We start from the raw sequence: 13821 nt of genomic DNA, 5'->3' as shown, positions 1-13821 counted from the left end.
TTATTTATCTGCATTCTTCATTAAATTTTTTATTATGAAACATCCAATCTAGTTTAAAACAATCATATTTAAATCATAGAATAGATATCATTATGAAAATTGAGTAGTTAAGAAATAAGCTGGTGATTTTATGAGTACACTCAATTATTTAAAGATTCTCGCAACAGAAAAAGGAATTTCTGGTAGAGAAGATAACATACGAGAATACATGAAAAAAGAACTTGAAAAATACTGCGACAGTATTGAAACAGATAAATTTGGAAACTTAATTGCAAAAAAAGGATCTACAGGTCCAAAAATCATGATTGCATCACACATGGATGAAATCGGGCTCATGGTTAAATATATAGACGATAAAGGATTTTTAAAATTTACAAAAATTGGCGGAATTAACGACCAGATGCTCTTAAATCAGAAAGTTATCGTTCACGGAAATAACGGCGATATTGTTGGAGTTTTAGGATCAAAACCACCACACAAAATGAAAGAAAGCGAAAGAAACAAATTAATTTCTGCTGAACACATGTTTATCGACATCGGTGCAAAAAATAGGGAAGAAGCAGAAAAAATGGGCGTAGAAATTGGAACTGCAATGTCATTCAAGTCCGAATTTGATAAACTCGGTGGAAATGTAGTTTCATGTAAATCATTCGACAACAGGGCAGGCTGTGCAGTTGTTTTAAAAACCATGGAATTACTCAAAGATATGGATTTAAAATGCCAGGTTTACGCTGTTGGAACAGTTCAAGAAGAAGTAGGACTTAAAGGTGCAAAAACATCTGCATTTGGAATTAATCCCGATGTTGCATTCGCACTTGACGTTACAATCTGTGGAGACCATCCTGGAATTAAATTAGAAGATGCGCCAGTAGAACTTGGAAAAGGTCCTGTTGCAACAATTGTTGACGCATCAGGAAGAGGAATTATTACGCACCCTACAGTTTTAAGAATGGTTAGGGATGTTTCAAAAGCAGATGAGATACCTGTTCAATACGAAGTTGGAGAAGGAGGAACAACTGATGCAACCGCAATTCACTTAACAAGAGATGGAATTCCAACAGGCGTTATATCTGTTCCTTCAAGATACATCCACACTCCGGTTGAAGTTATTGATACAGAAGACCTCGAAAAAACAACCGAACTCGTTGTTGCATGCATTAAAAAAGTACATGAATACTTCTAATTTTAATTAACCCTATTTTTTAATTTTTAGGATATTAAAAAAATTTAAAAATTTAAATCAAAAGAAAACGTGAATTTTATGAAAATTGATATTAAAAAAGATTTGAAAAACATTGCATGGCACTGTAGAATGTGCGGTGGCTGCTGTGACTCTCCAAGCGTTTCCAAAAAGGACGTTGCAAATATTGCAGGATTTTTAAAAATTCCATTTGACGAAGTTGTTAAAAAATACCTCGTAAACTTTGATGGAATGACTGGAAGGCTCAAAACCTCAAAAGAAAAGTGTATATTCTTAGATGAAAATAATAAATGTAAAATTTATAGAGTTAGGCCAATTATCTGTAGATTAAGACCATATTCTGTTCAAATTAAAGACAAAAACCTTGTTTTAACATACGATGGCTGGTTTTTGGAAAACTGTAAAGGTCTGTTTATGGGAGATTTAGACCCTGATGAAGAATATTATAAACACGCAGAAACCGTTTTAAAATACCTTGGAGAAGAAGAAAATACTCCTGAAGAATTTTTTGAAAAGGCTAAAAAAAGATTGAAAAAATCTAAAAAAATTGAAAAATAATAATTTAACAGAATGTTCTGTTTGAAACAGGGATGCAAAGTGTCTTTTTACAGTGTGGACACTCGACTGTTACGTTATTCAGTTCATAATTTTCAGGAAATGGTTTGTCGCAGTACGGACAGTACCACAACTTCTTACCTGTTTTTTCGCATTCCCCGATTTCCCCAACGGTAGGGTGCTTTTTAAATGTAACTTCGCTTTCTTTATCTTGATATTTAAAAAAAAGTTCGATTAAGTCTTTGTAAATCTCGACTGCTGATTTTCTTATGCATTTTTCTCCGCCACATACTGGACATTCCATATTTTCACCAAAAAAATTCATCCAAAAATTTATCCTCAAATATATTAAAAATGTAAGTTTATTCTATTTAATATATTCTTATATCAAAAGTTTTAAATTTTAATCCCTCATATTTATTTTAATAAATATATGGTGTCGTTATGAAATCTATAATTTTAGGAATTCTTTCATCGCTCTTTTTTGCATCTACGTTTGTTTTAAACCGGCAGATGGACCTTTTTGGAGGAGATTGGATATTTTCAGCATCCCTAAGATACATATTCACACTCCCATTCCTTTTGATTATACTTTACGGTAAAAATAACATTAAAAAAGTAATTTTCGAGATAAAAAACAATTTCAAAGAATGGTTCATATGGAGTAATGTTGGTTTTGTTTTATTCTATGCACCCCTTACGTTTGCAGGCAACTACGGCCCATCATGGCTTATTGCAGGAACCTGGCAGGTAACAATTGTTGCAGGAATCCTTTTAACACCATTATTTTACAGCCTGATTGAAAATAATGGGAATTTAGAAAAAGTAAGGAATAAAATTCCAAAAAAGTCGCTTTTTATTTCATTAATTATTCTTTTTGGGATAATCTTAATGCAGTATTCAAGAATAACTTCCGTTTCAATAAATGACCTTGTATTAGGATTTATACCTGTTATTATTGCGGCATTTTCATATCCTTTGGGAAACAGAAAAACAATGGAACTTTCAGGCGGTAAATTAACAACATTTCAAAGAATACTTGGAATGACCCTTTGCAGTATGCCTGCATGGATTTTACTTTTATTCTATGGACTTTTAAGGTCAGGCATTCCAAACAACAACCAGATCATTCAGTCGTTTATAGTCGCATTATTTTCAGGAATAATTGCAACATGGCTTTTTTTCAAAGCAACGGACATGGTAAGAAAAGATATGAAAAAACTTGCCGCTGTCGAATCAACCCAGTCTGGAGAAATAGTATTTTCAGTACTTGGTGAACTTATTCTATTGGGCGGTGCATTCCCGGACATTTTTGCAAATTTAGGACTGCTTGTTGTAATATTTGGAATGGTAATTCACAGCACTTACTCGTCAAAATTAAGCAACTGAAGATCAAAATGTCGGGCAAAGAACGAACAAATAATTATTTAATGATATTCCTAAATATTTAACTAAAATAATTAAATGAAAATATTTAAAAAAATTTACTCAAACTGACTTATTTAGTGGTGCCCCATGAGAAGATCGAGAATTGGAATGATTGGAACTAAATTACTGATTTTTTCAATAATTATTGTTTTAATTCCAATCGTTATGATGAGTTATGTATCTACAGATACTATTTCAGATTTGATGACTTCAAATCAGGAATCTGAACTAGATATAAATTTAGGAATATTAAATGAACGAATGGACAGCGTTCTTGTTGAATTTGACACGATGACTGCATATACGGCAAACCTTCCAGTTGTTGTTAATGCTGTTAAAAATAATGATAAAGATACGCTTCAAGATTTTGCAAACGGCCTTGAAGACCAGTCTTGGATCGATTTAGCAGTTTTTACTGATGCAGACGGAAACGTAATCTGTGCAAGCTACGGAGACGATGATGCAGAAATAAGCAGTTACGTTAAAAAATTATTAGAAAAAAATACCATATATGCTTACGATATCCTCCCAAACGAAGAAGCTTCAAAATATAGCGATTATGAACTAGATGGGCACGATGCACTTACAATTTTTACGGTTGCACCAATATATGATGGAGATTCTCTTATAGGTGCTGTAACCTACGTAGATATAATGAATAAGGATGATTACTGGGTTGACCGAATTAAAGAAGTTACCGGTGATGAAGCTTCGATATATCTAAACAACGTAAGAATATCTACAACCTGCCAAAAAGATGGAGTAGATTTTGTTGGTGAACTTGCAGATGAAGATATATATGAAACTGTTTCAAAAAAACAGGACGTTAGGAGTACGGTTACCATAAATGGAGTGCCCTACCTTGCTAAATATTCCCCGATATACAATATTGACGGTGAAGTAATAGGAATGACCTGTGTTGGAACTCCAAAATCGCCATTTACGGTATTATTAAATTCAGTAATCCAAAAAATATTCTTTATCGCATTTTCTAGCCTGATTATAGCAGTTTTTGTTGCAGTGATATTAAATAAAAAAATAGTCGACTCGATAAAAAAACTTAAAAACTCTGCCGAATCTTTTGGACGTGGAAATTACGACGAAAGAGCATCAATTGATACAGGCGATGAATTAGAAGAACTTGCAGAATCGTTTAATAAAATGGCTGATGAAATACGAAAATCCGATAAAAAGCTTAAAAGTGATGCACATACCCTTAAAACTTCATTTGACGAATTAAAAGAAGTTGATAATTTAAAATCAGAAATACTGTCCATAGTATCGCACGAACTTAGAACGCCACTTACTGCAATCTTAGGCTATGTTGAATTATTAAAAGATGAAACTGCAGGAAAATTAAGCGAAAAACAGAAAGAATTCATATCTGTAATATCTGAAAACTCAGACAGGTTAAAAAGAATTACAGACAATATGTCAGACCTTGTAACTGTAGATAATAAGATTTTGGACATCAAACGAGACAAAATAAACCTTAAAAAAGAAGTAAATGATATTTTAAGGTCTTTCGATTATTTCGCAGAAAGTAAAAATATAGTTTTACTCGAAGATGTGGATAATCTGGATATTAAAGGAGATAAGTCTAAAATTCATCAGGTTCTTAGTAATTTAATCGAAAATGCAATAAAATTCAGCAAAAAACAGACCAAAGTTACAGTGATGGGTTTTGAAGATAAAGGAAATATCCACCTTGAAATTACTGATCAGGGACCAGGAATTCCAAAAGAACACCTTGGAAAAATATTTGATAAATTCTACCAAATCGATTCTTCTTCAAAACGAGAAGTTGGAGGATCCGGCCTTGGACTTGCAGTTTGTAAAAAAATTGTGGAATCCCATGGTGGATCGATCTGGGTTGAAAGCAAAATTGGAAAAGGTACAACAGTTCACGTAATGTTCCCATTAATAAAATAAAAAAACTTAAAAAAATTACTTTTTAAAAAAGTTAAATTTTAAAATTAATTAAATGAAATATTTTCTTTTATTTCTTTTAAAACAGAATTTACAAAATCATCAAGCGTTATTTTCAAATTTTCTTCACAGGATTTAATCTGTTCTCTTGAAACATTTTGTGCAAAACTTTTATCTTTTAGTTTTTTCTTAATTGACTTTAATTCTGCTTTTTTTACATCCTTGTCAGACCTCATTAATACATAAGCTCGAATAATTCCCGAAAGTGCATCAACTGCCCATAAAGCATGCCTAATTTCCGAATTTCGCCCAATATTTAATACATCGTTGTGAGATTTTATGTCATCAATTAAATTTTTGGAAATTCCTTCTCTTTCCAAAATTTTTTCACCGATAATGCAGTGTTTTTCAATATCCGACCCATACTCTTCAATATCGATGTCGTGCAAAACTCCGGACACAAACCAGTAATTCTGCTCGGTTTCATCTTTTTCTAAATATTTAGCTATTCCAAGCATCCCATACCCTACAATTAAATTATGGTCGAGATTTGACTGCTCTTTTACATAACAATTTAATAAATCTAGCGCTTTATTATTATCTGGTATCATAATAATCCTCCAAAATATGTAAAAAAGTAAAAAAAACGTAATGAAAATTAAAAATTATGCAGCAGAAACGATTTTTATAATATCTCCATCATTTAATTCTTGATCTGCACTGATTCTCAACTTTTTCTTTGCATCAACCGCATAAATGAATTTTTGACCGATTTCAGTGTGTATTTTAAATGCAAGGTCTTTTGCAGTTGCTCCTTTTTTTACAAGATATGCGTCAGGTAAAACGTTTCCTTTTTTATCGCAGAATTTTCCCTCATCTTCTACAGGATAAACCACAATCATATCTAAAAGATCATAATACGCAACATTGATCAAATCCTGAATTCCGGTTCCACCAAATTTATCAAGATAATTTTTCATGTAGTTTAGTGCATTTTTCTGTGCATCATTTAGTGATGATTCATCTAAAACTTCCATTGATTTTCCATCGTATTTTATTAAACCTGCTTTCTGTGCATTTTTGAGTGCAAGCTCAATTTCAGCGGATGTTGGAATAACTAAAAAGTCATTAAATTCTTCTTTTAATTTTTCAATGTTTTTTTCTGCATCAGGGTGATCTGCCTTGTTTGCAGCAATAATCATTGGTTTTGAAGCTTTTCTTAAATTTGTTGAAACATTGATTAAATCTTCTTCTGTCCATTTCATTGGACTTTCGTCAAATTCTTTAATTACTGCAAATACCTGATTTTCGGAAATATTTAATCCGCTTAACTGTTCAGAAAGCGCTTTTAAAAGGTTTTTTTCCTGCTGTGCTTTTCTTGAAAGTCTTTCCCAGTTTTTCGTTAAAATTCCGTGAATCCACATATCAAGTTCATTTAACAAAAATTTAACATCTTCTACAGGATCGTTATTTTCAGAAGGATTTCCTTCGAGATCCGTTTTTCCGCTTGCATCAACAACGAGTATAAATGCATCAGCCTGCCTTAAATCATCTAAAAATTTGTTACCCATCCCTTTTCCTTTGTGTGCATCAGGAACAAGCCCTGCAACGTCAATTACTTCAACAGGAATATAACGCATTCCAGAGAAACATTTCGAATTATTTGGAGTACATTTTAAATTTAAAGTGTCACATGGGCATGGCTTTGTAACAAAAGAAGTTCCAATATTTGGGTTTATCGTAGTAAATGGATAGTTTCCAATATCTGCAATTTTTTCCGTCATTGCATTGAATGTAGTTGATTTTCCAACGTTTGGTTTTCCAACGAGTCCTAATATCGCCATGCTATCACCGTTTTTATAATTGTTAAGTTATATCTTTGTTAAATTAGATTTCTATAAAATCCCAAGGTTTTTCTTCGATTTTATTAATGTAATTATCCAAATCCACATTTTTAATAAGTTCGATTGTGTTTCTTGACTCATTTAAAACTTTTGAAAGTTCACTTCCCCCTCTTGCAAGAACGGTCTGTGCAACCATAGAATTGAATTTTTCAAAATCAACACTAACTTTTATTTTTCGCAGACTTTTTTCGATATATTTTATCTTCGTTTTTGAGTCCATGTCAAATTCAAAGTCTTCGAAAGGAGTGTGGGGCTTTGGAACCATTGGGTTTATGCTAACATCTACTTTTCGAACGTTATCTTTTATTTTTTTTGTTAAATTTATTATTTCTTCAATATCATCTTCTGATTCATCAGGAAAACCAACCATATAATAAAGTTTTACGGTAGATATTCCGTGTGTTTTAGCAATATCAACTGCATTTAAAATATTTTCTTCAGTGACTCCTTTATCAATTTTTTTTCGCAGAACTTCGCTACCTGCTTCGGGTGCTATCGTCAATGTTTTCAGATTTAAAAAGTCAAGCAGTTCATCAGTAATTGTATCTGCCCGTAATGATGAAGGCGAAATTAACACATTTTTTTCAGAGATGTGTGCGCATAAATCTAGTACATACTTATAATCACTTACAGATGGGGCAATTAGTGAAACCTTGTCTGCATCGGTGTTTTTTAATCCTTCATCGACCAGATACTTTAAATCTTCAATTTTTCGATATCTTGGAGGAGCGTAGATGCATTTGGCCATGCAAAACTTACAGTTTCTAATGCAACCCCTTCCAATTTCAAGAAGATAAGCTTTTCCATAAGCTCCCGATTCATGCGTAACTTGGGCTATTGGATAATCATCTATCCCGAGTTTTTTTGGATATATTCTTTTAATTTTTTCATTATTATAATTTTTCGGAACATATACTCCAGGAATTTCAAAATTACCATTTATCAATTGGTACATTGTATCAGTTCCTTCAATTTCACCGACAACAAATGCATCAAAAAATTCCTGAATAGTTAGCGGGTTTGAAATGGCGCAGGGACCCCCTGCAATAAAAATAGCGTTTGGATTTTGAGCTTTTAATTCTTTTACAATTTTTACAACGTTAAAATAGTCGTTTTCGTACTGTAAAGTTATTAAAATAGCGTCATTGTTCTTAATTTTCGAGTAATTTTCTATAAAATACGCATTTGCAGAAATATCTGAGTACTTGTTTAAGTGGCCGGTTAAAACATGCACTGCAAGACATGCTATCCCTCCGCCAAATTTATTCGGGTACACGATTGAAACGTTTTTAATTGCCATTTTACCGCCAAAATGAAGAATAGTATAAAAGTTAGTAGTTAAAAGAAGAGATATAAAAATTTAGTTTTTCAGAATAAAAAAATTGGTGTCAGCTCGCCCATCTTTCATCATAAATCAGAAGCTACTCCGTTCATCATCCACCAAGTGCATAAAAAGAACATTCAGTCTTTATGCGTCAATTGCATCATTAGTATCTCGGATTCAGTATATAAAGGTGATTGTGAAATTAGAATTTACATTTTGTAAGTTTTTGTATGCGGAAGTAATACCATTAATTATTAGCTAAATATTTTAAAGAGATTTTCCATAAAAACTATCAAACTTTTGAAAACAGGAACAAAAATGAATGAACTTGATATTATTAAAATTATTTCAAAAAATCTTTCCTATTCAAATGGGGTTGAAATGGGAATTGGGGATGACTGTGCGGTTTTTAAATTAGAAAACCAGCATTTGGTTGTTACAACAGACATGATGTTTAAATCAACACATTTTCCAAGTATTTTAACACCATTTCAGATTGGAATGAGGGTTGTTACTGCAAATGTATCAGATATTGCCGCAATGTGTGCAAAACCTCTTGGAATGGTAATTTCAATGGGTTTTGATAGCCCAGACAAAACATTTATCGATGAAATGTCAAAAGGAATAAATTTTATTTCAAAAGAGTACGAATGCCCAATTGCAGGCGGAGATACAAATAAAGCGCCTGAATTAACACTGTCTGGAACTGCATTTGGAATTACGAATAATCCGATATATCGCGGTGGAATTATTGGTGAAGATATCTGCATCACTGGCGATGTTGGAAAAGTTAATTGCGCTTTAAAACTTCTTGAGATGAAAAATAAAGGAATTTTAGGAAATATGGAATTTGAAAAAACAATTTCTGAATTTCCTGAGATCATGGAAAAGCTTGCAGAACCTAAAGCAAGGGTTAAAGAAGGGCTTTTATTGAATAAAACAATCACCTCATGTTGCGACATATCTGACGGTCTTTCAAAAGATTTAAATTATACAGGAAACTTTGAAATAAATTCAAAAAAACTTTTAAACTCCGTTTCAACCGAAGTTATTGAATTCTGTGAAAAATTTGATAGGGATTTATTAAAAACGGTTTTAAACAGCGGTGAAGAGTTTGAACTACTTTTTACAACTCCTGATTTTAAAAAAGCCGAAGAAAAATTAAAAGATATAAATTCAGTAACAAAAATTGGAAAAGTCGTAGAATTCGGAAAAACGGTTGATGGAAAATCCGTGGAATTAGAAGGATATGTTCACAAATGGTAGGTTACTAAATAGGATATATCATGACATGCAACATGATAAAACATGAATAAAAAATTTAACGAATATTTTTTAATAATCTTAAAATATTTTAGTTATTCATATATAATTTACCATATATTATGCCATTTTGAAAGTCATTTAACAAATTTTATAGCTTATCAAAGCTATTTATTGTTAAAACTTTTATTAAACGATGTAATTCTGATTCAAAATCTTGTATATCTTCCAAATATCATAATTTCAATAACTGAACCATGTACTGGAATGATGTTGATTTCGATATTATTGGCTCATATATTGACGGTTGAAAACAGGTTAAAGTATTATGTTTTTGGTTCATTATTTTGTATATTATTAATATACCTTGGAAACATATTTAGAATCGTTATTATAGGAATCCTCGCAAATACGTTTGGAAATGGTGAATACATTCACAACACCATCGGTTTTGTGTTTTTTCCAACAATTGCAGTTTTTACGATTTTGCTATGGTCGAAAATCAAAAAAAGATTATAAACACGGTTGCTGATATTACTAATTACTATATTATTATACTGCGGTGGTATTTTTGGAAAATTTACAGTTTATAAGGGTAAACACGTTAAAAATATCTTCTGAAGACCTTAAAAAGCGATTGGAAGAAAAAGGAGTAGAATTAGAAGATACATTCTTAGATTATGTATTTAGAGTTGCAAAATCACCATTTTCCATGGGTTCAACTCCAGAATATCTTTTGGGATACTATTTTTTACAGAGTATTTCATCGATAATTCCATCAATAACTCTTAATCCATCAAAAGATGACGATGTACTCGACATGTGTGCAGCACCGGGTGGAAAAACTACGCACCTTGCACAGTTGATGGAAAATGAAGGATCAATTCTTGCTGTTGAGATAAATAAAAACAGATTAAAAAGTTTAAGGTCAAATATCAACAGGATGGGCTTTAAAAATACATTAATGATAAACACGAACGCAGTTAACCTCGATAAAAAGTTAAGATTCAATAAAATTCTTTTAGATGCCCCATGTACTGGAAACGAGATAAAAGACAATAACAGGGTAAAAACAAAACGAGATATATTATTTTGTGCAAAAAGACAGGTCGAATTATTTAGAACTGCAATCGAAGTATTAAAAGACGGCGGTGAATTGGTATACAGTACATGTTCCCCCGAAATTGAAGAAGACGAAGATATCGTTCGATATATTTTAAAGACAAATAAAAACATGGAACTTATTGAGTTAACTGTGGATGATTTCCCAGGAATAAACATGATTGAAGGCGAAGTTAAAGGAACTTTGAAGGTAATTCCACCAAATGAGCCATTTTTCATTGCAAAATTTAGAAAAGTTAAAAATTAATTTTTCAGAAATTATTTTATCTAATTAATTACTTTTTTAGAGGGTTTATTATGTATATTTTTCAAAAATTGCAGAAAGAATTTAATTTAAAAACATTTCAAGTCGAAAACACAGTTAAATTAATTGACGAAGGAAATACCATTCCATTTATTTCAAGATATAGGAAAGAAGCAACAGGTTCCCTTGATGACGTTGTTTTGAGGAAATTTTTTGATAGATTGAATTATTTAAGAAATTTAGAAGATAAAAAAGCCCAGATTATAAAATTAATTGACGAACAGGACAAATTAACTGAAGAATTGAAACAAAAGATCGAAAAATCTGAACTTTTAACTGAACTTGAAGATATTTACCGTCCATTCAGGCCAAAAAGAAAAACAAGGGCGACAATTGCGGAAAGTAAGGGTTTAAAACCCTTATCAGAATTAATTTTAAAACAAATTTTGGAAAAACCAATTGAAGAACTTGCAGAAGAATTTGTTAATCCAGAATTGGAAGTTAATTCAATAGATGATGCAATCTCTGGCGCCAAAGATATTATTGCAGAAGAAATTTCAGATAATGCAGACTACAGAAAGTTTATTCGTGAACTTACATTTTCAGAAGGAATTATTTCGGTAAAAGCAAAAAATGTGGACGAAAAATCAGTTTATGAAATGTATTATGAATATTCTGAAGCGATCAATAAAATTCCAGGCCACAGAATCCTTGCAATAAATAGAGGAGAATCAGAAAAAATTTTACAGGTGAAAATCGATGCACCTGTTGATTTTATTCAGGACTGGATCTTTAAAAATATAATTTTAGAAAATTCAAAAACTTCTGAAATTTTAAAAGATACGGTAATTGACAGCTACAAAAGATTAATTTCACCGTCAATTGAAAGGGAAATTAGGAATAGCCTCACAGAAAAAGCAGAAAACGGTGCAATTGAAGTATTTTCAAAAAATTTAAAACAGTTGTTATTGCAGCCACCAATAAAAAACAAAACCGTGCTTGGATGGGACCCGGCATTTAGAACAGGCTGTAAACTTGCAGTAGTCGATGAAACCGGAAAAGTTCTCGATAAAACGGTAGTATACCCTACAGAACCACATAACAAAATTGCAGAAACTAAAAAACAGGTTAAAGAACTCATAATAAAATACGATATCGACGTTGTAGCAATTGGAAATGGAACCGCTTCAAGAGAATCTGAAAACATTGTTTCTGAAATTTTAAAAGAAGTTGTAAACGATGTTTACTACGTAATTGTAAATGAAGCTGGAGCTTCTGTTTATTCTGCATCGGAACTCGGCTCTGATGAATTTCCAGAATACGATGTTGGAATTAGAAGTGCAATATCAATTGCAAGAAGACTTCAGGATCCTTTAGCAGAACTTGTAAAAATCGACCCAAAATCAATAGGTGTTGGACAGTACCAGCATGATATGAACCAGAAAAAGTTATCTGAAAGTTTAACAGGGGTTGTTGAGTCTTCAGTAAACTCTGTTGGCGTTGATTTAAACACTGCATCAGTTTCACTTTTAAATTATGTGTCAGGCATCAATATTGGAATTGCAAAAAACATTGTAGCATACAGAACGGAAAATGGAAAATTTGAATCCAGAAAAGAACTTTTAAAGGTAAGTAAACTCGGTAAAAAAGCATTTGAACAGTGTGCAGGGTTTTTGAGAATTCCTGAAGGTAAAAATTTATTTGACAATACGGGTGTTCACCCAGAATCATACAAAATTGCAGAAAATTTACTTAATGAGTTAAATATCTCGATAAAAAATATCAAAGAAAAGAAAATCGATAAAATTTCTGAAAAAGTCGATATTGAAAAATTGGCTGAAAAACTGGATTGCGGAATCCCAACACTAGAAGATATAATTAAAGAGCTTGAAAAACCAGGGAGAGATCTAAGAGAAGACCTTCCAAAACCCGTTTTAAGAAGCGATGTTTTAGAACTTGAAGATTTAAAAGAAGGAATGATATTAAAAGGAACTGTCAGAAATATTGTTGATTTCGGAGCTTTTATTGATATTGGAGTTCACCACGATGGGTTAGCACATATTTCAGAAATTGCTGACAGGTTCATAAAACATCCTCTTGATGTAATCTCTGTTGGAGACATTGTTGATGTTATGGTAATGGACATTGATTTTGATAAAAAAAGAGTTTCACTTTCGATAAAACGTGCAAAATAAGTTAAAATAAATAAAAAAATTAAATATTAATCTATTTTTTAATTATTCTTCAATTTTAACTTTTTCAATAATTACATCTTCAATTGGCCAGTTTTGATACTGCCCATTATTTGCAGTAGCGACATTTTCGATTTTCTCAAGAACGTCAAAGCCATCGATCATTTTACCAAATACTGCGTAACCATAGTTTGAATCATCTTGATAATCCAGATATGAATTATCAACTGTGTTTATGAAAAACTGGCTTGTTGCGGAATCTACAATGTTGGTTCTTGCCATTGCGATGGTTCCTCTTTTGTTTGAAAGTCCGTTTTTAGCTTCATTTTTAATTGGATCGATTGTTTCTTTTTTAGTTCCGTTTACGGTAAATCCGCCACCCTGAATCATGAAATCACTTATTACCCTGTGGAAAATTGTTCCTTCATAAAACCCAGATTCTGCGTATTTTTTGAAGTTTTCAACAGTTATTGGTGCTTTATCAGGATAGAGTTCAAAAGTCATGTTTCCGTAATTCGTCTGAATTGTTGCATAAACTATTTCTCCAGTTTCGTTCGAAGTTGTTGAATCAGATTCAGTACATCCTGAAAAACTGGTTAAAAGAACAATTGATGCGACAATTATAAAAATAGCGTTTTTAAAATCCATATTTTCACCAG

At 31.9% G+C, this 13821-nt stretch carries 13 protein-coding genes; 8 read left to right on the top strand and 5 right to left on the bottom strand.

Features of this window, described 5'->3' with window-relative positions; all coding sequences use genetic code 11:
• Nucleotides 1-130 precede the first annotated feature (130 nt).
• Nucleotides 131-1183, top strand: coding sequence for a M42 family metallopeptidase (locus tag MMJJ_RS08585; protein WP_104838459.1), 1053 nt, complete (start codon nt 131-133; stop codon nt 1181-1183).
• Nucleotides 1184-1261: 78 nt separating this feature from the next.
• Nucleotides 1262-1759 (top strand): YkgJ family cysteine cluster protein, encoded by a 498-nt coding sequence (locus MMJJ_RS08580; protein ID WP_104838458.1) that lies wholly within the window; start codon nt 1262-1264, stop codon nt 1757-1759.
• Nucleotides 1760-1763: 4 nt separating this feature from the next.
• Here MMJJ_RS08580 and MMJJ_RS08575 read toward each other — a convergent pair whose 3' ends face one another.
• On the bottom strand, nt 1764-2060 hold the full coding sequence (locus MMJJ_RS08575; RefSeq protein WP_104838457.1) for a hypothetical protein: 297 nt from the start codon (nt 2058-2060) through the stop codon (nt 1764-1766).
• A 140-nt stretch (nt 2061-2200) separates the two neighbouring features.
• Between MMJJ_RS08575 and MMJJ_RS08570 the strand changes: the two genes are divergently transcribed.
• Nucleotides 2201-3145: a DMT family transporter gene (locus MMJJ_RS08570; protein WP_104838456.1), complete on the top strand. Its 945-nt coding sequence runs from the start codon at nt 2201-2203 to the stop codon at nt 3143-3145.
• A 126-nt stretch (nt 3146-3271) separates the two neighbouring features.
• Nucleotides 3272-5116 (top strand): ATP-binding protein, encoded by a 1845-nt coding sequence (locus MMJJ_RS08565; RefSeq protein WP_104838455.1) that lies wholly within the window; start codon nt 3272-3274, stop codon nt 5114-5116.
• 44 nt (nt 5117-5160) lie between these two features.
• On the opposite strand, the gene MMJJ_RS08560 is transcribed toward MMJJ_RS08565, so the two are convergent.
• The 3 genes from MMJJ_RS08560 to MMJJ_RS08550 are packed head-to-tail and all read right to left on the bottom strand — an operon-like array spanning nt 5161 to nt 8317.
• Nucleotides 5161-5724, bottom strand: coding sequence for a metal-dependent phosphohydrolase (locus MMJJ_RS08560; protein WP_104838454.1), 564 nt, complete (start codon nt 5722-5724; stop codon nt 5161-5163).
• A gap of 54 nt (nt 5725-5778) precedes the next feature.
• Nucleotides 5779-6957, bottom strand: coding sequence for a redox-regulated ATPase YchF (locus MMJJ_RS08555; protein WP_104838453.1), 1179 nt, complete (start codon nt 6955-6957; stop codon nt 5779-5781).
• 43 nt (nt 6958-7000) lie between these two features.
• Nucleotides 7001-8317, bottom strand: coding sequence for a B12-binding domain-containing radical SAM protein (locus MMJJ_RS08550; RefSeq protein WP_104838452.1), 1317 nt, complete (start codon nt 8315-8317; stop codon nt 7001-7003).
• Between the two features lie 342 nt (nt 8318-8659).
• Between MMJJ_RS08550 and thiL the strand changes: the two genes are divergently transcribed.
• Genes thiL through MMJJ_RS08530 form a run of 4 tightly spaced genes read left to right on the top strand, consistent with a single transcriptional unit; the run spans nt 8660 to nt 13165 of the window.
• The gene (gene thiL / locus MMJJ_RS08545) at nt 8660-9607 is read left to right on the top strand and encodes a thiamine-phosphate kinase (RefSeq protein ID WP_104838596.1); all 948 of its coding nucleotides are present in this window, start codon (nt 8660-8662) and stop codon (nt 9605-9607) included.
• 42 nt (nt 9608-9649) lie between these two features.
• Complete coding sequence (artE, locus tag MMJJ_RS08540; RefSeq protein ID WP_104838451.1) at nt 9650-10123, top strand: archaeosortase family protein ArtE; 474 nt, start codon at nt 9650-9652, stop codon at nt 10121-10123.
• 52 nt (nt 10124-10175) lie between these two features.
• A complete protein-coding gene (locus MMJJ_RS08535) occupies nt 10176-10973 on the top strand; it encodes an NOL1/NOP2/sun family putative RNA methylase (protein WP_104838450.1) in 798 nt (265 codons plus the stop codon).
• A gap of 50 nt (nt 10974-11023) precedes the next feature.
• Nucleotides 11024-13165, top strand: coding sequence for a Tex family protein (locus tag MMJJ_RS08530; RefSeq protein WP_104838449.1), 2142 nt, complete (start codon nt 11024-11026; stop codon nt 13163-13165).
• A 42-nt stretch (nt 13166-13207) separates the two neighbouring features.
• Here the strand turns inward: MMJJ_RS08530 and MMJJ_RS08525 are convergent, their stop codons facing one another.
• Nucleotides 13208-13810 (bottom strand): peptidylprolyl isomerase, encoded by a 603-nt coding sequence (locus tag MMJJ_RS08525; protein WP_104838448.1) that lies wholly within the window; start codon nt 13808-13810, stop codon nt 13208-13210.
• Nucleotides 13811-13821: the final 11 nt, after the last annotated feature.

It is taken from the genome of Methanococcus maripaludis, from assembly GCF_002945325.1.
GTDB classification, from domain to species: domain Archaea; phylum AGJL01; class Methanococci; order Methanococcales; family Methanococcaceae; genus Methanococcus; species Methanococcus maripaludis.
This window is presented reverse-complemented; position numbering and strand designations above follow the sequence as displayed.